Source organism: Prevotella sp. 10(H) (genome assembly GCF_000711235.1).
In the GTDB taxonomy this organism is placed as follows: domain Bacteria; phylum Bacteroidota; class Bacteroidia; order Bacteroidales; family Dysgonomonadaceae; genus Dysgonomonas.
In genome coordinates this window covers 81,257-106,861 of sequence record NZ_JOMI01000002.1, presented here as the reverse complement: position 1 = coordinate 106,861, position 25,605 = coordinate 81,257, and the positions used below count along the sequence as shown (strand labels likewise).

Annotated in this window: 23 protein-coding genes; 7 read left to right on the top strand and 16 right to left on the bottom strand. The window is 39.7% G+C overall.

Annotation, left to right across the window (positions count from 1 at the left end; translation table 11 throughout):
- Positions 1 to 37: 37 nt before the first annotated feature.
- Positions 38 to 211, bottom strand: coding sequence for a hypothetical protein (locus K348_RS19275; protein ID WP_197027629.1), 174 nt, complete (start codon positions 209 to 211; stop codon positions 38 to 40).
- 128 nt (positions 212 to 339) lie between these two features.
- Here K348_RS19275 and fsa point away from each other — a divergent pair, with 128 nt between their 5' ends.
- Positions 340 to 996: a fructose-6-phosphate aldolase gene (gene fsa / locus K348_RS0103870; protein ID WP_029903118.1), complete on the top strand. Its 657-nt coding sequence runs from the start codon at positions 340 to 342 to the stop codon at positions 994 to 996.
- Positions 997 to 1,053: 57 nt separating this feature from the next.
- Here fsa and K348_RS0103865 read toward each other — a convergent pair whose 3' ends face one another.
- Positions 1,054 to 1,641 carry a hypothetical protein gene (locus tag K348_RS0103865; RefSeq protein ID WP_029903116.1) on the bottom strand — a complete coding sequence of 196 codons (588 nt, stop codon included), beginning with the start codon at positions 1,639 to 1,641 and terminating at the stop codon, positions 1,054 to 1,056.
- A 202-nt stretch (positions 1,642 to 1,843) separates the two neighbouring features.
- Here K348_RS0103865 and K348_RS18725 point away from each other — a divergent pair, with 202 nt between their 5' ends.
- The 3 genes from K348_RS18725 (at position 1,844) to pnp (ending at position 7,014) form a co-directional block, all read left to right on the top strand.
- Positions 1,844 to 3,487 carry a hypothetical protein gene (locus K348_RS18725; RefSeq protein ID WP_081852507.1) on the top strand — a complete coding sequence of 548 codons (1,644 nt, stop codon included), beginning with the start codon at positions 1,844 to 1,846 and terminating at the stop codon, positions 3,485 to 3,487.
- A gap of 133 nt (positions 3,488 to 3,620) precedes the next feature.
- Positions 3,621 to 4,613 (top strand): hypothetical protein, encoded by a 993-nt coding sequence (locus K348_RS0103855; RefSeq protein WP_029903112.1) that lies wholly within the window; start codon positions 3,621 to 3,623, stop codon positions 4,611 to 4,613.
- Between the two features lie 232 nt (positions 4,614 to 4,845).
- On the top strand, positions 4,846 to 7,014 hold the full coding sequence (gene pnp / locus K348_RS0103850; protein ID WP_029903110.1) for a polyribonucleotide nucleotidyltransferase: 2,169 nt from the start codon (positions 4,846 to 4,848) through the stop codon (positions 7,012 to 7,014).
- Positions 7,015 to 7,061: 47 nt separating this feature from the next.
- Here pnp and K348_RS0103845 read toward each other — a convergent pair whose 3' ends face one another.
- Both K348_RS0103845 and K348_RS0103840 read right to left on the bottom strand, forming a co-directional pair.
- Positions 7,062 to 8,447: a transporter substrate-binding domain-containing protein gene (locus tag K348_RS0103845; protein ID WP_029903108.1), complete on the bottom strand. Its 1,386-nt coding sequence runs from the start codon at positions 8,445 to 8,447 to the stop codon at positions 7,062 to 7,064.
- A 72-nt stretch (positions 8,448 to 8,519) separates the two neighbouring features.
- On the bottom strand, positions 8,520 to 9,473 hold the full coding sequence (locus tag K348_RS0103840; RefSeq protein ID WP_029903106.1) for a nitronate monooxygenase family protein: 954 nt from the start codon (positions 9,471 to 9,473) through the stop codon (positions 8,520 to 8,522).
- 378 nt (positions 9,474 to 9,851) lie between these two features.
- Here K348_RS0103840 and K348_RS0103835 point away from each other — a divergent pair, with 378 nt between their 5' ends.
- Entirely contained in the window at positions 9,852 to 11,375 is a 1,524-nt protein-coding gene (locus tag K348_RS0103835) for a family 43 glycosylhydrolase (RefSeq protein ID WP_029903105.1), read from the top strand.
- A 748-nt stretch (positions 11,376 to 12,123) separates the two neighbouring features.
- Here the strand turns inward: K348_RS0103835 and K348_RS0103825 are convergent.
- The 7 genes from K348_RS0103825 to K348_RS0103795 all read right to left on the bottom strand — a co-directional run bounded on the left by K348_RS0103825 (position 12,124) and on the right by K348_RS0103795 (position 17,362).
- Positions 12,124 to 12,762 (bottom strand): porin family protein, encoded by a 639-nt coding sequence (locus K348_RS0103825; protein ID WP_029903104.1) that lies wholly within the window; start codon positions 12,760 to 12,762, stop codon positions 12,124 to 12,126.
- Positions 12,763 to 12,963: 201 nt separating this feature from the next.
- Entirely contained in the window at positions 12,964 to 13,629 is a 666-nt protein-coding gene (locus K348_RS0103820) for a porin family protein (protein WP_029903102.1), read from the bottom strand.
- 199 nt (positions 13,630 to 13,828) lie between these two features.
- Entirely contained in the window at positions 13,829 to 14,479 is a 651-nt protein-coding gene (locus K348_RS0103815) for a porin family protein (RefSeq protein WP_036930179.1), read from the bottom strand.
- 99 nt (positions 14,480 to 14,578) lie between these two features.
- A complete protein-coding gene (gene argB / locus K348_RS0103810; protein ID WP_029903099.1) occupies positions 14,579 to 15,352 on the bottom strand; it encodes an acetylglutamate kinase in 774 nt (257 codons plus the stop codon).
- Between the two features lie 93 nt (positions 15,353 to 15,445).
- Positions 15,446 to 15,715, bottom strand: coding sequence for a 30S ribosomal protein S15 (gene rpsO / locus K348_RS0103805; RefSeq protein WP_029903098.1), 270 nt, complete (start codon positions 15,713 to 15,715; stop codon positions 15,446 to 15,448).
- Between the two features lie 83 nt (positions 15,716 to 15,798).
- Positions 15,799 to 16,170: a DUF3127 domain-containing protein gene (locus tag K348_RS0103800; protein ID WP_029903096.1), complete on the bottom strand. Its 372-nt coding sequence runs from the start codon at positions 16,168 to 16,170 to the stop codon at positions 15,799 to 15,801.
- Positions 16,171 to 16,225: 55 nt separating this feature from the next.
- Positions 16,226 to 17,362: an AI-2E family transporter gene (locus K348_RS0103795; RefSeq protein WP_029903094.1), complete on the bottom strand. Its 1,137-nt coding sequence runs from the start codon at positions 17,360 to 17,362 to the stop codon at positions 16,226 to 16,228.
- Positions 17,363 to 17,440: 78 nt separating this feature from the next.
- On the opposite strand from K348_RS0103795, the gene dacB reads away from it, so the two are divergent.
- The gene (gene dacB, locus K348_RS0103790; RefSeq protein WP_029903092.1) at positions 17,441 to 18,883 is read left to right on the top strand and encodes a D-alanyl-D-alanine carboxypeptidase/D-alanyl-D-alanine-endopeptidase; all 1,443 of its coding nucleotides are present in this window, start codon (positions 17,441 to 17,443) and stop codon (positions 18,881 to 18,883) included.
- A gap of 55 nt (positions 18,884 to 18,938) precedes the next feature.
- Here dacB and K348_RS0103785 read toward each other — a convergent pair whose 3' ends face one another.
- From K348_RS0103785 to K348_RS0103770, 4 genes are all read right to left on the bottom strand, one after another.
- Complete coding sequence (locus K348_RS0103785; protein WP_029903090.1) at positions 18,939 to 19,913, bottom strand: PhoH family protein; 975 nt, start codon at positions 19,911 to 19,913, stop codon at positions 18,939 to 18,941.
- Between the two features lie 158 nt (positions 19,914 to 20,071).
- A complete protein-coding gene (locus K348_RS0103780) occupies positions 20,072 to 20,677 on the bottom strand; it encodes an SIS domain-containing protein (RefSeq protein WP_029903088.1) in 606 nt (201 codons plus the stop codon).
- A 115-nt stretch (positions 20,678 to 20,792) separates the two neighbouring features.
- The gene (locus K348_RS0103775) at positions 20,793 to 21,200 is read right to left on the bottom strand and encodes a hypothetical protein (RefSeq protein WP_029903086.1); all 408 of its coding nucleotides are present in this window, start codon (positions 21,198 to 21,200) and stop codon (positions 20,793 to 20,795) included.
- Positions 21,201 to 21,395: 195 nt separating this feature from the next.
- Positions 21,396 to 22,607, bottom strand: coding sequence for a cofactor-independent phosphoglycerate mutase (locus tag K348_RS0103770; protein ID WP_029903085.1), 1,212 nt, complete (start codon positions 22,605 to 22,607; stop codon positions 21,396 to 21,398).
- A gap of 179 nt (positions 22,608 to 22,786) precedes the next feature.
- Here K348_RS0103770 and K348_RS0103765 point away from each other — a divergent pair, with 179 nt between their 5' ends.
- Positions 22,787 to 23,098 (top strand): PEGA domain-containing protein, encoded by a 312-nt coding sequence (locus K348_RS0103765; RefSeq protein ID WP_029903083.1) that lies wholly within the window; start codon positions 22,787 to 22,789, stop codon positions 23,096 to 23,098.
- Between the two features lie 58 nt (positions 23,099 to 23,156).
- Here K348_RS0103765 and thrA read toward each other — a convergent pair whose 3' ends face one another.
- Positions 23,157 to 25,598, bottom strand: coding sequence for a bifunctional aspartate kinase/homoserine dehydrogenase I (gene thrA / locus K348_RS0103760; RefSeq protein WP_029903081.1), 2,442 nt, complete (start codon positions 25,596 to 25,598; stop codon positions 23,157 to 23,159).
- Between the last annotated feature and the right edge of the window lie 7 nt (positions 25,599 to 25,605).

Genomic DNA, 25,605 nt, shown 5'->3' with positions numbered 1-25,605 from the left:
TTATTATCTATGAGAGAGTTAAATTGTATACAGTTACCTAATTTGGAAAGTCGTTTTCGTTGTCATCGTACAAATTATTCAATTCGACCGACAAACTATCCAATTCTTTAATCCATTGTTCCTTCACATCTTCGGGCGTGTCCTTCGGAGCATCGTCCATTCGCTTTTTAGCAATTTCTATTTCTTTTTCAAGTTCTGTGCGGCGACTCATAATCTTCTGTTTTATTGTTAATTCTCTGAATAATATAAATTAAAAACAATCCGTGTTCAGGAATTGTTTTTAATAAAATATATTCTGAACTTAGAGGAACAGATAATAACCCATTAAAATAAAATAATATGAAGTTTTTTATCGACACAGCCAATTTAGACCAGATTCGTGAAGCGAATGACATGGGAGTTTTAGACGGAGTAACGACTAACCCTTCGCTGATGGCAAAGGAAGGTATCAAAGGAGTGGAAAACCAGCACAAGCATTATGTGGACATCTGTAAAATCGTAGATGGCGATGTAAGTGCGGAAGTCATCGCAACCGATTACGACGGTATGATCCGCGAAGGAGAAGAACTGGCCGCCCTCCACAAAAATATTGTTGTGAAGGTTCCATGTATAGATGCGGGAATAAAAGCAATCAAATACTTCAGTAAAAAAGGTATCCGTACAAACTGTACGCTTATATTCTCGGTAGGTCAGGCACTTCTGGCTGCCAAAGCAGGAGCCACATACGTATCGCCATTTGTAGGACGGCTCGATGATATTTCAAGCGATGGAATCGAACTTGTCGGTAAAATCGTGGATATGTATACTACCTACGATATGGAAACGCAGGTATTAGCGGCTTCAATCCGCAGCACACAACACATTATACAGTGTATTGAGGTAGGCGCCGATGTAGCCACCTGCCCATTGGCAGCAATAAAAGGATTATTAAAACATCCTCTCACCGATAGCGGACTGGCGACGTTCCTTGCCGATTATAAAAAAGTAAACGGGTAAAGAAATTTATATTATATAATGAGAAAGCGCAGATCAATAATGATTTGCGCATCCTTTTTATGGGATCCATTCAATAATTCCGTTAGATGGATTATCTTTTCTCCATTCCCTGAATTCCTGAAAAGTCTTCACTCCGTCTTTTATAACTGCCTTGTAGTATTCTACGCCGATTATTTTCTCTGATTCGGGCGTCTCATATTTCAGTTTCAATATGATATTGCGTTGTTCAGATGTTATCACTTCATTTATCCGTTGAGCCATCCGTTCAAAATAACCGTCATACTTCGACCCTGCAAGTATATGAATCATGTCAAGCTGCCACAATTCATTTTCATCATCACGGTACCAAGCATGCCATTCGATACACTTTTCCTCGGTATCGATAGCATTTATATATTCAACACGGACGAAATCATTATCTTCCGCCAGTTTTGCCATGGCTCTGAAACTATCTGATATAACGATTGATGGAGTATAGATGTGAAAATCTATATCCTTGCGTGTCACTAGTAAGCCCATCTTAAGAGAACCCACAAGATTTATCTCGGCGCCTATCGATTTCCATGCATCGATAACGCCTGTCTTTTCAATTATTTTATAAGCTTTCTCCTGATTTCTAAAGGAAATATCTGAATATGAATGCATACATCTTTTAATGAAAAACAAAGATATTTAAAAATATGTACTTTTTTCATAAAAAAATTATTACATTTGCGTTGAAATTACATATAGAAAGACAAAATAAAATAAGGCAAATAGAAAACTCATATAATTGAAGTTTAGGGCTAATCTTCAATAAAGAGTTATACCTAACTTGCATTTCACAGACGACTTTAATTAAAATTACATGAAACTACTATCCTTAAAACCGGGTTTGCTATTCGTTTTAGCAATACTTTCATCCTTTAGCATGATAACACAGGCGCAAATTACGGTAGGCGCAGATCTTACCCCAAATCCGGGAAGCCTTCTCGATTTGAAAGAAGATAATAACGTAGGTGTAAATTCAAAAAAAGGACTGCTCAGTTCAAGAGTAAATCTATTAACAGCTTTCGAACTCGATCCTTGCATTCCAAAATCCGAACTTCAGGCAGGAGATAAAGAAAAGCATATCGGATTGATGGTCTATAATCTCACCGACAGCCTTGAAGTTGAATTATGTCCCGGCCTGTATGTTTGGGAAGGAATCCGGTGGATCAGATTGCCTGAACCATGTGCAGGGCCCCCAGTCGATCCGGAATTACTCTATTCCCCAAACTGCTATATAGTAAATGTCGGACAAAAATTCGACAGCATTCCTGTTGCCAAAGCTTATCTAGTAAGTGAAACGCGTTCAGATCTGGAAGAACTCAACAGAAAAGATAAGGTTACAGTGAGTTTGCTGTGGCAGGATACACAAAACCTGATTAAGAAAGTAGGATTATTAAATGATGAAGATAAAGGCATATATTCATTTATTTCAGTCGAAACCAATGCCGGATATACGGGAAATGCACTGGTAGCAGTCCATGTAGGCAGTACAGGCGATCCTGATTATGACCCGGTGGCATGGTCATGGCATATATGGGTAACCGATTATAATCCGGATAAGAATGCTAACGGAACCACATATACTCATAATAACGGTGACGCGGACGGGAATTATGTATTTATGGATCGTAACTTAGGTGCTACCACAGATAAGAAAACGGATCCCAATATTATGGGATTATTATATCAATGGGGAAGGAAAGATCCGTTTACGGCAGCAAAATCATTTAAGACATACGATCACCGTCCTTTGTATAATATCAGCAATCAACAATTAGATGAAAACTTCTTACCGGGAAGTAGCGGAATCGTCCATGCATTAGCACCCGGCGATAAGGCCTCCAATCTTGGCTATTCGATTAAAAACCCTACAACTTTTTATTACGGACCTGTAGATACGCCGATAACACCTTTTGACTGGTATACTCCTGCCGATGATGAGACAGCCGGAGATAATGAATTATGGGGTGGATCTTCAACCAAGTCTGCGTTCGACCCATGTCCTAAAGGCTGGCGGGTTCCTGCATACAGTTCCACAAAATCGCCGTTTGCACGATTTCTCTCTGAGGATATGGGATGGGCTGCATCAAATGTATCATTTGTCAATACCGATCCTTCAGGAAACGGGATAAATCTGAATGCCAATCCACCAAATGTTACACCACTCGGATTTTTCCCATTCGGATTACAGAGAGAACCGCGGGAAAATTACAACCATGCTCCTGTAGGAGGGAGTGTATCTACACATCCGGGGGGCTCATTCTGGATACTGGGAGATAATTGGGCAGTCGAAAATCAAGGATTCTATTGGACAGCTAATGCCAGTACAACAAAGGCAAGTGCCAAACTAGGCTTTATCAATAAAGAAATTATGGAAGGTGATCCTTATTATGATTATATTTTAGAAAGTGAATTCCCTCGATCGATAGGAGCATCTGTACGTTGCGTAAAAACCAATTAATAATATAAGTAATATAAAAGGGAGGCATTTCTGTAAAAATGCCTCCCTTTTATATTGTTTTGTGATATAGGATATTAATTTCTACCTGTTTTTTTGTAAGTTTGTTCATATTCATAACTAAAACATCTGTCTAATGTCCATATTCGGCTATTTCATTGTTATATTTATAATTATCAAGCTTGCCAGCTATTTTATAAAGCAAAGCCAGAAAGAAACGACAAGCTCTACTCCGCATAATGACTGGGAAAGTTCATATTCTCAAAGGCTGCGTTCGATACTCAAAAGTTGTGAAGGATTTGATGAAGATGAAATTATCGACAGCGCCGTAGGGTTTTACCTGTTCAGTTACGACAACGACAGGAAGGAATTTATTTTCATTGAAGATAAGGGTACTATCCACTGGCTCTCGTATAAAAACCTGCTGGAATACAGGGTCAGGGAAAACAAAGACTATAAAATCAATATAGATCTGAAAACTACTGCACCCGACCAACCTTACCTTTCAATAGAATGCTTCAACAAAGACAAGCTTCTTATGAAAATGCCACAACTTCAATACAGGCAGAATGACGTAGACAGCCTTTACGAATTGGAGCGGGATAAAGTAGACGATATAGAAGATATCCTTCAAACAATATTGGAAGAAGGCAAAGAAATATCCATTAATGATGTTCCTGTGCCTCCTCCTTATATACAAAAAGAAGAGGAAGTAAAAGTAGAAGAATACGAGCCGGAAACAACATCCACAACAATTAACATCATGGATGTAATTACATCTGTTCAGGATACTAAAAACGAAATATCAGAAGATATTCAGGAAGAGGTCATAATAATAGAACATGAAACAGAAATACCTGAAATAATCGAAGAAAACACATCTGCCGATATTCCGGAATATATCTCCGAACCGATACAACCGATAGAGATACTAAATAACACACCTATTGAAAAAAAACCGGTCAAAGATGCAGACGGAAAAATAGAAGTATCACTATCCGAAATAGAAGACTACTCACGTGGCAAATTCTTAGAGTACGAAGTGCAATCTGCTGTCAGTGATGCAAAAATGAGAGGAAAGAAAGTCATATATCTCACTGATGAGCAACTGGAAAAACTGAAATCATAAATCATAGTATAAATTCATTATAACTTTATCTATATTATTTTAGCTGGTAGCTGTTAGCCCTTAGCTTATAGTTCTTTGTAATAAACGACAGGCACAATCTTAAATTTATGATTTGTTAATTTTTATCATATATATTTAGTTTGAGACCTTGTCTTTTCGGCTGCCATATCCCTAATTCTCAAAAACTTTACGTACCTTTGACCGATTTTAAGAAGTTTAGAAAAAAATATTTATGATGAATCCGATTACAAAGAGTATCGATTTAGGTGATGGAAGGACTATCACCATTGAAACCGGAAAATTAGCAAAGCAAGCAGACGGAGCAGTAGAATTACGTATGGGTAATACTGTATTGTTAGCTACCATTACAGCTGCAAAAGACGCTAAGCCGGACGTTGATTTTATGCCACTTTCAGTGGATTATAAGGAAAAATTTGCCGCTTTCGGCCGTTTTCCCGGAGGCTTTCAAAGAAGAGAAGGCCGTCCTTCAGATTATGAAATTCTGGTCAGCCGTTTGATTGACCGCGCGCTTCGTCCTCTGTTTCCGGACGATTACCATGCTGAAGTTTTTGTGAATGTTATTCTGTTTTCATCCGATGGTAAAGATATGCCGGATGCATTGGCAGGTCTTGCTGCTTCCGCTGCACTTGCAGTTTCGGATGTTCCTTTCAACGGACCGATTTCGGAAGTGAGAGTTGCCCGTATCGAAGGACAATTCGTTATCAATCCTACTTTCGAACAGCTCGAACAAGCTGATATGGATATTATGGTAGGAGCTACCCTTGATAATATCATGATGGTAGAAGGCGAATTCAAAGAGGTTTCTGAAGAAGAAATGCTGGATGCTATCAAATTTGCACACGAAGCTATCAAGGTACAATGCCAGGCACAAATAGAATTGATGGAAGCGGTTGGCAAAACAGTTAAACGCGAATATAGCCACGAAACAAACGACGAAGAACTACGTAAAGATGTATGGGCTAAATGTTACGACAAAGCCTATGCTGTTGCAACTTCATGCAATACTAACAAACACGAGCGTAGCGATAATTTTGCTGCAATCGTAGACGAATATAAAGCCGGATTAACCGAAGAAGAACTGGCAGAAAAAGCTACTCTGATTTCCCGTTACTATCACGATGTAGAAAAAGAAGCCATGCGTCGTTCTATCTTGGATGAGGGTAAACGCCTCGACGGACGCTCGACAACTGAAATCCGCCCTATATGGAGTGAAGTAGATTATCTTCCGGGAGCACACGGTTCTGCCGTATTTACCCGTGGTGAAACTCAATCTATAACTACTGTTACACTAGGTACCAAACTGGATGAAAAGATCATCGACGACGTTCTGAACAATGGAAAAGACAGGTTCCTATTACACTACAATTTCCCTCCATTCTCTACAGGAGATGCAAGACCATCGAGAGGTGTAGGACGCCGCGAAATCGGACATGGTAATCTTGCACACCGTGCATTGAAACCAATGATCCCTGCAAATTATCCATATGTAATCCGCGTGGTTTCGGACATATTGGAATCTAACGGATCATCTTCAATGGCTACAGTTTGTGCCGGAACTCTTGCTCTTATGGATGCTGGGGTACAGATCAAGAAACCTGTAACAGGTATTGCCATGGGACTTATCTCAGAGAATAAAGGCACTAATTATGCCGTACTTTCCGATATCCTCGGAGATGAAGACCACTTAGGCGATATGGACTTTAAAGTTACCGGAACAAAAGACGGTATCACTGCTACCCAAATGGATATCAAGGTAGACGGCCTTTCATACGAGATTCTGGAGAAAGCATTAAATCAGGCAAAAGAAGGACGCCTTCATATTATGGGTAAAATACTCGAAACACTTGCTGAGCCTCGTCCTGACTTGAAAGATAATGCTCCACGCATCGAGGTTATCATCATCAATAAAGAATTCATCGGTGCCGTTATCGGACCCGGCGGTAAAATCATACAAGGCATTCAGGAAGAAACAGGCGCTACTGTCACTATCGAAGAAATCGACGGTTACGGACGCGTTGAAGTTTCAGCTACTAACAGGCAGTCTATCGAAGCTGCCGTTGCCAAGATTAAAGGTATCGTAGCCGTTCCTGAAGTTGGCGAAGTATACACAGCTAAGGTTCGTTCGGTAATGCCTTACGGTGCATTCTGTGAATTCCTTCCGGGCAAGGACGGTTTGCTGCATATATCTGAAATCTCATGGGATAGAATAGAAGATATGGAAAAAGCCGGACTGAAAGAAGGCGATGAAATAGATGTGAAGCTAATCGATATCGACCCTAAATCAGGTAAATTCAAACTATCGCGCAAAGTGCTTCTTCCTCGTCCTCCAAGACCTGACAAACCTCAGAAAAGGAATGATGAGAACAGAGAGAATAATTAATCTTCTACTTATATGAAAACAGGGGCGGCTACTTAAGTGGGTCGCCCTTACTTTTTTCCGCTTATCCTCTCGAAGCGTTCCATTGTAGAGATTACACTGGTGACGTACTTCATTGTTTCCCCTCCCCTGAAATATCCACTCTTACATACAGGGTCGTTATAGTATTCCGGATTACTTTTCAGTTCCAGATATTTTTGTACATTTCCTTCCCATACATAAGGGTTAGCCCCATACTTCTCGGCAAGAGCCTGCGCGTCATTTATGTGTCCGTTACCCGCATTATAAGCAGCAAGTATAAATTTTTCCCGCTCCTTAATATCCTGAATTTTTCTGAATATCTTATCCAGCCTGTCCAGCAATTCCACGGCAGCGCCGATACTCAAGTCAGGATTCATACGGTCTTCGCTGGTCAGGCCTAATGATGCGGCAGTCTTAGGCATCAAACCCATAATACCTGCAGCGCCTGCCCATGAAGTAAGATTATTTTGGAAACGCGATTCATGATAACAAATTGCAGCAAGAAACTGCCATTCGTATTTAGTACCGCTTGCATGTTTCTTGAACAGGTCATCATAAGGAGATACCGCACCTTTAGGCAGGTTTTTAGGTATAGTATAATCCCCGTCGAAAGGCTGCTTGCTAAGTTCGAAGTATTTCTTTATGATACTTTGATAGACAGGAGTATTATCATTCTCAATAAACCATTCATCCAGAGCCTTTGCCAGTTCGGGGGTATCTTTGCGTACCGCCCATGAAGCGCGCTGTTCGAAACTTATTGGCAGAGAGATGTCTATATTCCGGTAATAAGTCCGGTTAAGCTTCGCTATATATTCGTCGCATACCGTATATTTTATTTTGCCTATAGCAACCATTTCTATCAGGTCTTCGCTGGTAATGGTGTCCTCATTTACTGTATGTATTTGAATGCCGCCACCAAGTTCCGAATCGAGATTGACAAGCCGCTGGTGATATTTCGTCCCTCCTTCTACATAGACATCTTTACCTATGAGTCCGGTAACATCCTGAATCAGTGTATCACCTTTATTTGCCTGCTGAACAAGCACCTGACGCGTAATCTGCTGAAGTCCGGAATATCTAAGTGAATCTTTCAGTTCGTTCTGAACAGGCACGGCATAAGCAATCAGGTCGCCCTCTCCTCTTTTGAGCATCTCTATCAGTTTGCTTGTATTCTCTGCAACTTTAACATTAAGTTTCAGTCCGTGATGATCGCAGAAATCCTGTGCCAGATCATAGTCATATCCCATGGCTTCTTCCTTGTAGATAAAGTATGATGTGGAACTGTTGAGAGTAATAATTGTAAGCTCTCCCTTTTCTTTTATCTGTTCGAAATCATAAACCGGTACCTCCTGCTTTTTTTTACATGAAAAAAACAGGCAGAAGCAAACTAAAAAGAAAGCAATACTAAATCTCATAATATTCTCAAACAAGTTATACTTAATCCGCAGGAAAGAATCCGCCGATATATCACTATATAGATAAAATGTTTAGAACTTCATATTGTTCGAGGTCATCTCCTCTAATCTGATATTGTATTCTGTAATTACACTATTCACAACTTCTTCGGCCGTAGGAATACTATCGATCAATGAACTTACCTGTCCTATTTCAAGTTCTCCCTCTACAAGATTACCTTCGAATATCCCTTTTTTGGAACGTCCGCGACCTAACAATTCGCGCATTTCCTCTACCGATGCACCTCTGTCTTCGGCTTCCTGTACATTGTTGTAAAACTCGTTCTTTATAAGACGGGTAGGGCTGAGTTTTTTCAGGGAAAGAATCGTATCGCCCTCTTTCAGCCCGATACATAATTCCTTAAATTCCTGCGATGCCGAACTTTCCTGCGTCAGGGCAAAGCGTGTACCCATTTGTATTCCTTCGGCACCTAATGCAAAAGCAGCAAGCATTGCATTTCCTGTACCAATTCCGCCCGCAGCGATAAGCGGGATATGTATACTTTGTCTCACTTGCGGAATAAGTACCATCGTAGAAGTCTCTTCTCGTCCGTTATGTCCTCCTGCTTCGAATCCTTCGGCAACTACGACATCGACTCCTGCTTCCTGACACTTCAGGGCAAACTTAGAACTGGAAACAACATGGGCTACAGTGATTCCATTATCCTGCAGTTTCTTTGTCCACAACTTAGGATTTCCGGCCGATGTAAATACAATCTTCACACCTTCTGCTATGATGATATCCATAATGGTTTCGATATCAGGATACATCAATGGTACATTCACGCCGAAAGGTTTATCGGTAGCAGCTTTACATTTTTGGATATGCTCGCGAAGTACGTCCGGATACATAGATCCTGCGCCTATAAGACCGAGCCCACCTGCATTACTTACTGCCGAAGCCAGCTTCCAACCACTGCACCATACCATACCGCCCGATATTACCGGATACTTTATTCCAAATAAGGATGTTATTCTGTTTGCCATATTATGTTTAATATTTTGATGTATACAAATTTATTAAAAATAGGGACTAAACAAAGTATTCCATTCAATATATATATTTAATGTTTATTAACAGAATGTGGTTCAAAAGTAACGAAAGTAACTCATTTCAATATTTAATTGATAATGAAGTCATCTTGACTTTTTGATTTTACCATTTTTCTTTAACAGAACTATTTTTTTTACTATATTTCCAGAAATTCAAGACAACTTCAAGATAAAAAGTTGACTTAATGGTTAAAATTAAGTAATTTTCTAATCGAAAAATGAGATCGGATAATATCATTAATTAGAATAATTTTAATTTTGTTCCTGTCAAAATTTTATAATTTTACACCTACTCAATAAAATCAAATGGAAATGAGAAACATCATTTTTCTGACAGTTATATCTATTCTTTTTAGTCTTGCTTCGACAACGTACGCACAAAATCTCCAAGGCGACTTAGGGAACAATACCTTTATCAACCCCATTTTGGGTGGTGATTATCCCGACCCCACGGTTCTGCGGGATGGAGATGACTATTATATGACGCATTCGGCTTTTGAGTACGTTCCCGGACTGGTAGTTTTTCACTCCAAGGATCTTGTAAACTGGCAACCTATAAGTTATGGATTACAGACTTATCTGGGCTCCGTATGGGCACCCGACATATGCAAGTTCAACGATAAATTTTACATTTATTTTACTGTCGCCGGAAGCTTCGGATTCAGTAATTTTGTGGTATGGTCCGATTCTCCGTATGGACCATGGAGTGAGCCCATCGATCTGAAGATAGGCAATATAGATCCTTGCCCGGCTACTGGCGAGGACGGAAGCAGATGGCTGTTTTTAAGTGCCGGAAACCGTGTTAAATTAGCAGATGACGGACTTTCGATAATACCGGAAACATTCGAAAAGGTTTACAATGGATGGCAATACCCCGAAGATTGGGTTACCGAAGGATTCCACCTCGAAGGCCCGAAGATAAAAAAAATAGGAGATTACTATTATTACTTAAATGCACAAGGGGGAACTGCAGGGCCTCCGACAAGCCACATGGTAGTAGTTGCCCGTTCAAAATCCATTAACGGGCCATGGAAAAACGATCCCGGGAATCCTCTTATTCACACTTATAATAATAACGAAAGATGGTGGTCGAAGGGACATGGTTCACTAATCGATACTCCTGACGGAAAATGGTGGATATTCTATCATGCTTATGAAAACCAGTTCACCAATTTAGGAAGGCAAACATTGCTCGAACCTGTCGAAATCACAACTGACGGTTGGCTAAAAGCACCTTTAGGAACCAGAATTGAATCGCCGATCCGTAAACCGATCGTTTCCCAAAAAGAAGACGACAGAAGGGTTTCACTAAATCAATTCAGAATAGGATTGGACTGGAAATATTTTAAGAATTACGATGCTCAGCGTACCCAGGTAAATAATGGTGTATTAACTATGAAAGCACAGGGGACAAATCCGGCAGAATCTGCTCCTTTGATGTTTGTAGCAGGTACCCGTGGTTATGAATTTAGCACCCATATTGAACTAACAGGAAATGCCACTGCGGGATTAATTCTTTATTATAACGCTAAATTTTATGTAGGAAACGGCTTCGATAAAGAATCCAGATATGGGTGGCGCCGGGGTGGAGGTAACGGCAGCAGCTCTCACAAAAACGGCAATAAAATGTGGTTTAAGTTGAAAAATGACAATAACGTAATTACCGGATATTTCAGCCAGGACGGTATCAACTGGAATAAAGAGGATTGGGGAGATGAGATATCAGGATATAACCACAATACTTTATCCGATTTCTTAAGCTTACTCCCCGGAATATTTGTGTATGGAGACGGAGAAGCAAAATTCAGCAATTTCAATTTTACGATTCTGGAGTAGTTCATTTATCAAAAATATGATAATTATTTGACGAAATTTTACATTCTATAGCACTTCGTCCTTTATTAGTAATACATGAAGTCATCTTGACTTTTTGGTTTTACCATTTTTCTTTAACAGAACAGGTGTTACGAAATTCTTTTGAGTCAAAGCCCGAATCTGCATTAATAAATAATCCATCTAGCTTTATTAGTCGAAGTCAATGTCGCAAATAACTCATTCAATGTGCATTCGATATTGTATAAGTCATGATGATTACCTAGGATTGGAAATAGCTAAAGGAATACCTTGATGATCCACAAAATACAAAGTATGGGTGGTCTCTCTGCTTTTTAGCACCTGATAACCAACATATCCCCTTTCTCTTAAGGCAGGAGTATGGCTTCCATCAATGTCAGAACTGGATAAGGTAATATCTCATCTTCTATTATATCTTTGTTCAGTACTTTGTACATAGGAAGTGTTTTTATTGTTTTTTAGCGATTACAAAATTAACGCTTCCTTATTTTTTACTACATTTTAAAAAAGTCAAGACGACTTCAAGATAAAGCAGGAACGCTGCCAACTGCCCACTGTCAACTGTCAATTAAAATAGCTATAAGCTATAAGCTATCGGCTAATGGCTAATGGCTAATGGCTAATGGCTAATGGCTAATGGCTAAAAATAATATAGATAAAGATTTAAGAGTAATATAAAAAAATGCCCGAGAGATTCCCGGGCATTTTATATTCTTATTTAAATTAAGATTTAAAATTTGTAGCCTACCGTCAGATAACCATTCATATTTTTTCCGCTTGGGTCGGAAATTCCCGTAAGTTCCCCGATAGCCGATTTGTCTTGTACGTCTAATACGTTTATAAGACCGAAATCATATCCAAGGCCTACGCATATCTTATCAAACTCTGCACCGACACCGAGACCCAAACCAAAATCGAACCTCTTCATCTTATATCCTACAACATCGGCCAAATCCTGATCAAAAGCATCCACACTTATAGGGCCCGCTTTGTACTTCCCGCTAAGAGCATATCCAATATAAGGCCCTCCCTGAAAGACAATCCTTGTATTATCAGTAATAGCAAGCTTGTATCCTATATGTACAGGCAATTTGAGATATGACATATTTATCTTAGTTCCGTCATCTTTTGATCCTTCAAGCGAATATTTCAATTCCGTCATCAAATATATATCCTGTGCAAGAGAATAATCCATTGTAAGGCCTACATTAAAACCAATTTTTGCATCTCCACTCAGATCTCCACTAAAATTAGAAAGATTCATACCAGCCTTTACACCAAAAGTAAGGGGTTTGTCTTGTGCATTGGCACTGGTTACGAAAAGTAATAAAGTAATAATTACCAAACATGATTTAAATGTCGTTTTCATAAACATTTTTTTAGGTTAATAACTAAAATAGCTAGCGACAAATATATATTCTTTTTCTTAATTTAATTGCAAATTGCAAACAAATTTGAATATCAATATACATTATACTATCTATCAATAAATTATCAGAACGAATGGAGTAAATATGCAAAAAAAATGCCCGGAAATTTCCGGACATTTCATATTTTATATATAGCAGATTTAGAATTTATATCCCAAAGTAAGATAAGCATTCATATTTCTTACTTTAAGTTCACTGCTTCTTGACATATTTAGCAATCCAAAATCATAGCCTAAGCCTACGCCAATTTTACCAAATTCTACAGTAGCACCAAGACCAAGTCCCATATCAAATTTCTTTGCCCTGTCTTTACCAAAGAAATCGATATCAGTATCAACATATGCATTTTCACCTGCAGAAGCATATGATCCCTTGATTTTAGATTTTCCGCCTACACCATATGCAATATAAGGACCGGCATGAAAGACTATATTCGTAGCATCTGCCACAGCCAATTTATAACCTAGGTGAATCGGTATCTGCAGATACATAGGGTTATCTTTTTCTTCGCCTGTATATGTATAATCGTAACCCGGTAGAGAAAGAGTTCCTTTATCCTTTCCACCCTTCATGGTAAATTCCAATCCGGTGAGTAAATATAACTCTTGTGTCAACTGATAGTCTACCGTAACTCCCACATTAAAACCAATCTTTGCATCCATGCCGTCGGCTCCATCTCCACTAAAATTAGAAAGATTCATACCTGCCTTTACACCAAAAGTAAGGGGTTTGTCCTGTGCATTGGCACTGGTTACGAAAAGTAATAAAGTAATAATTACCAAACACGATTTAAATGTCGTCTTCATAAACATTTTTTTTAGGTTAATAACTAAAATAGCTAGCGACAAATATATATTCTTTTTCTCAATTTAATTACAAATTGCAAACAAATTTGAATATCAATATACATTATATTATCTATCAATAAATTATCAGAACGAATGAACTAAAGACACAAAAAAAGTGCCCGAAAATCGGGCACTTTCTATTTCTTCCATTTACAAATCAAAATTTATATCCCAAAGTAAGATAAGCATTCATATTTCTTACTTTATAATCGCTATGTCTCGACATATTAAGAAAACCATAATCAAAGCCTAGGTCTGCACAGATTTTACCGAATTCTGCACCGACACCAAGACCAAGACCCATATCAAATCTTTTATACCGGTCTTTTCCAAATAAATTAGATGAGTTAAACTCCAGCCCGTCATATTCGAACTTTTCCTGATTACTTAATTTAGTCTTTCCCCCAATACCATAGGCGATATATGGTCCGGCATGAAATACAATCTTCGTAGCATCAGTGACAGCTAATTTATAACCTAGGTGAATCGGTATCTGAAGATACATAGGATTTTCTTTCAACTTGCCGCTATATTCACCTTCTATCGATAGTAATTCAAACTGTGATCCCTTCATCGTGAATTCCAATCCGGTAAGCAAGTATAATTCCTGTGTAAACTGGTAGTCTAAGGTAACGCCCGCATTAAAGCCAACTCTGGAATCCGTGCCTTTCGCTCCTTTTCCTGTAAAATTGGAAAGATTAACCCCTGCTTTTACTCCGAACGTAAGCGGTTTATCCTGTGCGCTAAGATTTGCAGATAACATTAATAGAATAAGGACAAGTGCGTTTGTGCTAAAAAATCTCTTCATAATTGTTTTTTTAAATTAAAAATAAATTAACCGGCGGCAAATATAGACCCTTTTTTCGGTATTCACAGCCAGTTTTAAAAAAAATGAGAGAAATATGGTTTATAAACGTCCGATATGAGTACCGGAATCTGTGTTAATTTTATCCGCCCGTGTAATAATCACTTCTTTTACGCCTGATTCAATTGCAGCAAAGGTATTCTCCAATTTCGGAATCATTCCTCCCTGAATCACTCCTTTTTGTACCAAGTCCTTAAATTCTGCCTCGGTCAGGGAAGGTATTACACTATCATCGTCATTCTCATTCATGAGTACTCCTTTCTTTTCGAAGCAGTATACAAGGCTGACGTCAAATACTTTTGCCAATGCCTTGGCCGTTTCTCCGGCAATAGTATCGGCATTTGTATTCAATATATTGCCTTTTTTATCATGAGTCAACGGGGCAAGAACAGGAACTACCCCCTGTGCTATAAGCGAGGATAATATTTCTATATTAACTTCTGCCACATCACCTACAAAGCCGTAATTTATATCTTTTACCGGCCTTTTATCCGAACGCATAAGGTTCATATCCGCTCCTGTAAGTCCAAGCGCATTCACTCCCAATGCCTGAAGTCCGGCTACTATATTCTTATTTACCAGACCGCCATAGACCATGGTCACTATCTGTAATGTATCTTTGTCGGTAATACGGCGTCCGTTTACCATACGGCTTTCGATACCGAGGCGTTCCGCCAGCTTTGTAGCCGAACGGCCGCCGCCGTGAACAAGTATTTTATTGCCTTTTACCTGTGAAAAGTCTTCAAGTAATTTTTTCAGCGATTGCTCTTCTTCTACAATCTTACCGCCTACTTTTATCAAAGTCAGTTTATCCATATCCGCTAATAAAATGAATGTGCATAAAGATAAAACAAAAAAAGAGATTGTTCCTGCTGAAACAATCCCTTAATAATTCTTTTTCCCGAAAGATTACTTTCTGATGCCTAATTCCTTGATGATAGCACGGTATCTTTCGATATCGTTATCGATAAGGTAATCGAGCAAACGACGACGTTTACCCACAAGGCGTCTCAATGATCTTTCTGTGTTATAATCTTTCTTATTTGACTTCAAGTGTTCAGTCAAATGCGAAATACGGTAGGAAAACAATGCTATCTGAGCCTCAGGTGAGCCAGTATCAGTGTTAGACTTTCCGTGTTTTGCGAAGATTTCCTGCTTTTTAGCTGAATCTAAATACATAGTTAATATTTAATTAATTAAATGAGGTGCAAAGATAAAACTTATTTTTTGACACACAAACATTTACATGATAAATCTGATTATCAAAACGGAAGGTCGTCGCCGCTGTCACTGCTGAAATCTACGGGAGGCGCCGACGGAGCAGGTTGCCCGGCTTGTCCGTAACCCGCCTGAGGGGCAGGAGCGCTTGTGCCTGCAGGCTCTACTTTCCATGCGCGCAGGTCGGTATACCAGTTGCCGTTGTATTCGCGGCTTTCAATATCGAAAGATACGTCGAGGATATTGCCTATCTGAAGTACGGATTCGTTAATTTTATCTCCCCAGAAAGTCATGCAGACTTTTTTAGGATACATCCCGTCTGTTTCCAGTATTACACTTTGTTTTCTCCATTCTCCATTTTTACCCATACCTGTTTGCACGGGAAGTACCTGAATCAGTTTAGCTGTTAGTTGCATTGTATTTTAATATTTCTGTTTTCTAAAAATGAGGTGTAAAGGTACAAAAAATTCCTCAACTCTCATCAAACGGAATCTTCGCCTGCGCCTCTTCGGCCGCCTGCATTCTTTCTGCAGAAGCGATAAATTCTTTATAATATGATAATAAAAGTGTAGTAAGCGGAATAGCAATGATCATACCCACAATACCTAGTAACGAACCCCAAACGGATAGTGAAAGGAGAATAATCGCAGGATTTAGTCCCATTGCCTTACCCATAATCTTTGGCACAAGGAATAAATCCATTATACATTGCACAATTACATATATCAACGCTGTCAGCCCCAGCATGACCCAAAAACTGTCGTCGGTCTGCGATGCCCTGAGCCAGCAAAGCAGTATGGCAGGTGGAAAAGTGATTACCTGAAGATAAGGTATCATATGCACCAGCCCGACTACTATTCCGAAAAGTATAGCCATAGGCAGTCCTATAATCTGAAAACCTGTGGCATACAACACCGCAAGAATACAGCAGATAAATGCCTGATGACGGAAATACTTATTCATACTACCTTCTACATCCAATGTGATACGGCCTACCACCGGGCGGTATTTCGGAGGGATAAGGTAGCGCCAGAGTTCATTTATTTTGTCATAATCGAGCAAAATGAATATCAGATAAAGTATCACAATAAAAATGACCGTAAGTCCTAATAAGAAAGAGATAGTACTTGAAAATAACGATTCCACCGCCGGACTTACATATTGAATAATCTCTACAAGGTTTTCTTTCGATAAACTTTCCTGCAATTCTCTATAATTCACATACCTGCCGAGCACATCAGCCAGACTCAGCGGAATACCGTCCTTACTTATGGAAGAAAACTCATAGTTGGCTATAAGGTTATTTATCTGCCATATTTCATTTTGAATAAGCGGAACCAGTATGAACCCCAATAAAGTCATTACAGCCGCCACAGAGAGCAAAGTGAGTATCACTGCTATGGAATGCGGCAGACTAAGTTTTCTTTTATAAAAGCGCACCAACGGATTGAGCATATAAGCCAGAAGCCATGCAATAAGAAACGGAAGTAATACATCTTTCAGCACATAGAGGAAATAAAGTCCGGCTCCCAGAGCCAGCACACTTATCACCAAGCGGATAGTACGGTCGAAAGTGAAAGGTTTTTCGAATGGTTGTCCCATTGCCATATATGTAGATGCCGTTTGAAATTATTATCTTTACAAAGATATTTTATTTTTTCGATTTTCTATAAGAATTGTAGCAAGATGAAAGTAATGCAGCGCTTTTTATTAACGTTCTTGATTCTAACCCCCTATATAGTTAACGCTCAGGTAAAACAGGCAGGCATACAGACTTTTCTCAATAATGCCGGGTTGAAGCATGCATCTGTCGGCATCTGCGTAAAAGACTTATCGGGCAACCAACTTGCAGGACACAATGCCGATAAATCGTATACTCCCGCATCTATACTCAAAGTGGTAACTACCGCAACGGCCCTGGAAGTACTCGGCCCCGATTATAAATATCCTACAACACTGGCCATAGACAGGGATAATCCCCAAAGGCTTTTTATCCACGGATACGGAGACCCTACATTAGGAACCGAACATCTTGATAATACACCGAATGCTTTCCTATCCCTGTGGACAGACCAGATAAAGCAAAAATTCGATTCGACTAAAAAAATCGATATCACTGTTATCGACGATTATTTCGGATATGAGGGCGTTTCACAACGGTGGATATATCAGGATATGGGCAGTTATTACGCTGCGGCAAACTATGGTATCAGTCTGTACGATAATACTTATAAGCTTTTTTTCAATACAACACGCCGTGATACCTGCCCCGAAATAATAAGAACCGAACCCGAAGTAAATATTACATTTCGCAACACACTGACCCTTAACAGTACAGGTCAGGATAATGCATATATTCACGGGCAGCCTTTATCCACAGATAGATTGATAACCGGAAACATTCCCGGAGGACGGTCCGGTTTCAGCATAAAAGGCGATATCCCTAATCCGGGATTGCTGTTAGGACAGACAGTAGCACAGCAACTTAAGGAGAAAGGGTTTTTAACGGGAAAAATCGGAACCGCTTATGATAAGTATAATGAGCAGATGTACCGTAAAGTAAAAGAGCCATATAAAGAAAGCATCTTCTATACACACTATTCATTTCCATTGAGCGACATTATAAAAGAGACGAATGTGAAGAGTAACAACCATTATGCAGAACATCTTATCAGAACTATAGGCCGGACAAAAAAAGCGGATATTTACTCATCCCCTCTAAATGCCGGAATAGACAAAACGGAAGAATTGTGGAAATTCAGGGGGCTGGATACAAAAGCACTTGTAATGTTTGATGGTAGTGGACTGGCACCCTCAAATGCCGTAAGCCCTGCATTTATGTGCGACTTGCTCGTATATATGCAGACAAAAAGCAAGTATTCAGACAGCTTCCTCGAATCGTTGCCGCGGGCAGGCAAGGACGGAACTGTACGCAACCGGTTGAAAGGAACAAGGCTGGACGGGAAAATATGGATGAAAAGCGGAAGCATTCTCGGTGTGCAATGCTTCGCAGGATATTATATCAGTGGAGAGAAAAAATACGCATTCACTGTCATGGTAAATAAGTTTACAGGGTCGCGCAGCCAGATAACTAAGGCTATCGATAATCTTTTGCTTTCATTATTCTAAATAGAAAAGCCGGAAAAAGATTTTCCGGCCTTTATCTATTCTTTCAATATACTTTCTATTTTATTGTTTTTACTTTTTCCTCTTCCGACTTTCTGCGTTTATCTTCTTTCTCGTAAGCATCCACAATGCTCTGCACCAATTTATGACGGACAATATCGGTCTTATTGAACTCGATACGCCCTATTCCTTTCACATCTTTGAGTACACGCAGCGCATGCTTCAATCCCGATAGTTGCGAAGGCGGAAGGTCTATCTGTGTAATATCCCCCGTGATTATCATTTTGGCATTCATACCCAGACGGGTAAGGAACATCTTTATCTGATGAGTAGTCGTATTTTGCGCCTCATCGAGGATAATAACCGCATCACTCAGTGTACGCCCGCGCATAAAGGCAAGCGGAGCTATCTGTATTGTCTTATTTTCGATATAGTCTTTCAGCTTTGCAGGCGCTATCATATCTTCCAGTGCATCATACAAGGGCTGCAAATACGGATCGATCTTATCTTTCATATCCCCCGGGAGAAAGCCAAGCTTCTCCCCTGCTTCCACAGCCGGACGACTCAGGATTATTTTCTTTACCTCCTTATTCTTCAGCGCTTTTACCGCCAGCGCAATTGCCGTATAAGTTTTTCCCGAACCGGCAGGACCGATTCCGAATACCATATCGTTTTTGTAAAAACTTTCTACAAAACTTTGCTGATTAGGAGTACGGGCGAATATCGGTTTCCCGTTTACTCCGTATATAATAAGGTTATCCTGTTTTACAACATTAGGTGATTTACCCTTTACGATATCCAGAATATCTTCTTCCGTGAGTTTATTCCTGTCGTTCGAATATTTTTCCAGTTCGCGGATTTTTTCCTCAAACAAAGGAACATCTTCGGCATTACCACTAACTTTTATCGCATTACCGCGGGCTACGATGCGCAGCTTTGGAAAAAGGGTTTTTAATAATTGTATATTTGCGTTGTTTATCCCGAAAAAGACCACCGGGTCTATGTGTTCTAAAATAATTATTTGTTCTATCATTCAATTTAATATGAATTGTCTGTCACATGATTTTTAAAATTTTGTCGGGTAGTGGTATGTAATGGTTTTAGTAATGGTATGCAAAGATAAGTATATTCGATAATATATTTACATCATCATTAATTATTATTCTGAATGCTTCAATACGGGGAGGAATATTACTTGCTCATTTCTCTCGATTTATCTCCCAGATATCCGCCGTGGTGACGTTTTGCATAGTCTGCAGCAGTAAAGTTTATTTCTTTCATGGTTCCTACTACCAGTATATCTCCTATAGCTGTCATTACAGTAGTGGAAGTAGTAGGCGTCAGTCCGAGATTACATACTTCATCAGGGCGGCCTGTGAGGATGCAGACATCAGCCTTTTGCGCCAACAGGCTGTCAGGGTCGCTGGTGATTACAATGAACTTAATTTGGGGAACAAGGTTCTTTGCCAGAGAAATCAGCTCGACTATCTCGCGTGTCTTACCCGAATTGGATATTGCCAGTACAATATCATTTTCCTGCAAAATACCAAGATCGCCGTGCTGGGCTTCGCTCGGATGAAGAAATACCGAAGGAGTACCTGTGGAACTGAATGTAGTTGCCATATTCTGTGCAATCTGTCCTGCCTTTCCCATACCGCTGGTTACAAGCTTGCCTTTCTTACGGTTCACTTGTTCAACAATTAGGGCGATTGCTTCCGTATAGGCATCGGTAATCGGAATATTGAGTATGGCAGAGGCTTCTGCCTGTAGCAAACAACGTATTTCTTCTGTATTCATGAGTGTATTTTTTCTAGGCCAAAGATATAACTTTTATCTCACTTTACAGAAAAAAACAGGCATATACACGTTTATATATGCCTGCTACAAAAATCACTAAAGAACCCTTATTTTCTTAGTGAAGTAAGTCAACCTCTTTATTACATCTATTATAAATGTTCACTTGTTTCATTGCGATAAGCTCCCCCTGTGAATCGTAATTATATACCAATTGACTTTTCGCTTCAGACCATCTACCTGATCTTTGGTTCCATTCTGAATATGTCATATTGATTAAATTACCTTCTTTATCATAATCGTATACATACTTTTTCACCGGCTCCCAATTGTCTTTACTCTTCCTTACATATGTAATCATCTGAGTGCATTTGCCATCTTCATTCTGATAACGCACTGTTTTCATATTATGCCCACTCCTTGTGCGGTAATATGATACAATTTCCGCATCTTTTTTATCCTGCGAATAAACATTGCCTGCCAATAAGGCAATCATAACCGATAATATAATTGTCTTCAGTTTCATAATTTAATTATTTGTGGTTTTTATTTTAATTATCTGACAACGTATTACCAAGCATTATGCCAAAACAAACAACAACATAAATATCAAACACTTACAACTAATTAACTAAAATTTTTCTTGTTCGATAACGGACATCCTGTACGAAAAAAAGTCCGGCTGTAAACCAACCGGACTTTAAATTATCTATTTGCAATATTATTTATCGCTGAACAACAGCTCCATAAATTCTTTACCTCTTATCAATCCGTATTCTCCTTTCGGCGATTCGAATTCATCATAAACTTGCAAATTATCGGAACTTCCGTTAGAACGGTAAATAAGAAAGGGAACAGGCTTATTGGTATGCGTTTTCGTAGCGCATGGTGTAGGATGATCGGGAAGAATTGCAATTGTAACGGGTTCATCCCAATTTTTGACAGCTTCATAGATAAGTCTTACAACCCGATTATCAAGATATTCTATAGTTTTTGTTTTCAACTCATAATCTCCTTCATGCCCCGCTTCGTCACTGGCTTCAATATGCAGATAAACGAAATCTTGCTCCCTGAGTGCATCGATAGCAGCCTGCGCTTTTCCTTCATAATTAGTATCGTAAAGGCCTGTGGCTCCCTCCACATGAATAAGCTTTAGCCCGGCATATACTCCGATTCCCATTATTAAATCTACGGCAGAGATTACCGAACCGCTCTTTATACCATACAATTCCTGTAAGGTCTGCATCTGTGGACGATATCCCGGCGACCACGGCCAGATACTGTTCGCAGGGTCTTTCCCTTCTGTGATACGTTTTTTATTTACCGGATGATCTTTAAGCAATTCCTGTGATTTGATTATCAGATCATTGAGATAGTCGGCTGTTTCCTTCGCTTCGGGAATCTCGGGCTTAATCAACACATCCCTGAATGGCACTCCCATTACATCATGCGGTGCCGTACAATCCAGATTTTTGTTTCCGCCTTTAAGTTTTAGCAAATGACGATATGATACCCCGGGATAGAAACTAACCTTTCCATCATTTAATTCTTTATCGATAAAAAGGATAAGCTCTGCAGCTTCCTCGCTGGAAATATGACCAGCTGAATGATTCTTTATCTTCCCGTCTTCTATACAAATAAGGTTGCAGCGCATAGCCATTTCACCGGGCAGTATATCCACGCCCATACTGGCAGCCTCGAGCGAACCCCTACCCTCGAATACTTTTGGCACATCATATCCCAATACCGAAAGATTGGCAATCTCACTACCAGGTTTAAATCCCGGAGGAATGGTATCCAGTTCGCCGCTTTTACCTTTCGCAGCCAGCATATCTATATATGGTTTCTTCGCTGCCTGTAGAGGTGTTTTATTTCCTAAGGCAGCAATCGGCTCATCGGCTGCGCCATCGGCTAATATTATTATTGTTTTCATATTGACATTATATCTGTAATTAGGATACAAAATTGAAGATAAATTCCCTTAAAAGCAACTTTTAGAAAGCATTAATAAATTATCGTTTTCAAATTGACTGAATTTATTGCAGAAAAAATTAATTTTTATTTTATAACTTTATAGCTGTTCACCACTAATTTTCAACAAAAAGGGATACTATGAAAAAGATCTTATATGTAGCATTCACTATTATTCTTTGCAGTGCACTTACCGGTTGCTCTTCTTATGCATTTTTTGTAGACAGTAATCCGCCGGGAGCAGATTTGACTATTGAAAACAGTTATGGAGAAGTTCTTTATACCGTAAAAACTCCGGCAAAAGTAGAATCTAAGTATATGCCGGAAGGAGATTATACGATATTCCTTACAAAAGACGGATACGAAAAGACAAGGGTACTCAAAGGAAATGAGAGCACTCTGAAATTAAAGAAAATGAATCTAGGCACCCGTGCGCTAAAGAAAGCAGAATGACAAAAAGATAACTATGAAAATCTCAGGCCTTCTTCGATAAGAAGATCTGAAATGATATTTATCTTACATTTGCAATACTGATAATATCAGAGAATACCCCGGCAGCAGTGACGCTTGCCCCCGCTCCGTAGCCTTTTATAATCATCGGGTATTCGTTGTAGCGTTCGGTTGTTATCTGGATAATATTATTGCTTCCTTCAAGGTCGTAGAAAGGATGATTCTGTCCGACTTCCTGCAATCCGACTTCACATTTCCCGTTTTCATATTTAGCTACGAATCGTAAACGCTTACATTCGTCCTGTAACTTGCGACGGCGATCTTCGAACTGCTGGTCTAGCTGGCGGATATTTGACCAGAATTCCTCGATTGTTCCGTCGAAATACTCCTGCGGAACAAAAAGGTTTTTCTCAACTTCCGGCTGTTCTACACGATAGCCGGCCTCACGCGTCAGGATAACCAGCTTGCGGACTACATCCATTCCGCTAAGGTCGATACGCGGGTCAGGTTCGGAATAACCGCTTTCTTTAGCCAGATAAATAGCTTTGCTGAAAGGCACATCCTTGCTTATAGTATTGAATATAAAATTTAATGTGCCCGAAAGAACTGCTTCTATTTTTATGATTTTATCTCCCGAGTTGATAAGCGAATTCATCGTGTTTATGATAGGAAGACCTGCTCCTACATTCGTTTCGAAAAGGAACTTAATATTACGCTCGCGGGCAGTATTTTTCAACTTTATATAGCTGTCATAAGCCGAAGACGCTGCAACTTTATTTGCTGTAACAACCGATATATTATGAGCCATTAGTTCCTGATATATCTGTGACACCTGATCGCTGGCTGTACAGTCGACAAAGACAGCGTTAAATATATTCATGTCGATGATGTTATTTCTCAGAATCTCGGGCGAACTGGCAATGCCCTTTTCTTCCAGATCAGCCTTGTAATTATCGAGATTGATACCCTCGCGACAGAATAATGCCTTACGGCCTCTGGCAATTCCCACCACATTCAACTTCAAAGCATATTGCTCCATTAGCTTCGGCTGCTGATGCCGTATCTGTTCTATAAGGTTTCCTCCCACTGTTCCTATTCCGACAATGAAAAGGTTCAAAGCTTTATATTCCGAGAGGAAGAAAGAATCGTGAATAGAGTTGAGTGCCTTACGTAGATATTTATTTTTGATAACAAAGGATATATTTACCTCCGATGCTCCCTGCGCACAGGCAATCACACTGATACCGCTCCTGCCCAACGTTTCGAAAAGCTTGCCGGCAATACCCGGGGTATATTTCATATCTTCTCCTACAATGGCCACAGTCGCTAATTCTGTTTCCAGCAGTACGCGGTTAATACTACCGAGAGTAATTTCCTTTGCAAATTCTTCTTCCAGTACATGCACAGCCAAATTGGCATCCACGGAGCGCACACCTATCGAGGTACTGTTTTCGGAAGAAGCCTGCGAAACGAGGAATACACTGATACCGTTTTTCGCCAGTGCACGGAATATCCGGAAGTTGACCCCGATAATACCTACCATACCAAGCCCCTGTACCGTAATAAGGCAGGAATCGGATATAGAAGAAATTCCCTTGATCATTGCCTTGCTCTTTTTCGGATCACCGTCATGCGATATATACGTTCCGGGAGCATCAGGTTTAAAGGTATTCTTTATGCGGATAGGTATATTCTTGTGATATACGGGGAATATGGTAGGCGGATAAATCACTTTAGCCCCGAAGTTACATAATTCGGTAGCCTCGGTGAATGAAAGATTTTCTATAACGTGCGCATTATTTATTACTTTCGGGTCGGCTGACATAAAGCCGTCGACATCCGACCAGATTTCGAGAATATTGGCATCGAGCGCGGAAGCGAAAATGGCAGCTGTATAGTCGGAGCCGCCACGACCAAGATTGGTTATCTCGTTCGTTGTCTTGCATGATGAGATAAAGCCGGAAACCAAAACTTTCTTCGAAGAATTATCGAATGCATTCCTTATCAGCTTATTCGATAGTTCCATATCGGGAGTATGCTTCCCAAAAGCGCAATCCGTCTTTATCAGCTGAGTTGCATCCAGTACCTCAAAATCTGGAAATGCATAACTGATAATCAGTGTAGAGAGCCGCTCTCCATAGCTGACAATCTTATCGGAGGTCTTTTGCGAAAGGTCGTTGATAAGGAATACTCCTTTAAAGATATTCCTTAGTTCGTCCAACAATTTATTCACCTCTACCGCCAGTTGCTCACGTTGAGTTTCCGAAATATCCAGTTTGCAGACAACCGTTACATGCTGTTCTACAATTTCCCTGAATTCTCTTTCATACGAATAATCGCCTGCCGCCGCAAGTTCGGAAGTCATCAACAATTTATCCGTGATACCTTTGAAAGCTGAAACTACTACAATTATGGGCTCGTTAACCCCGCCGATTATTTTTTTTACATTCGCTATATTAGCAGCGGAACCTACGGATGTTCCGCCAAATTTCATTACTTTCATTAGTATA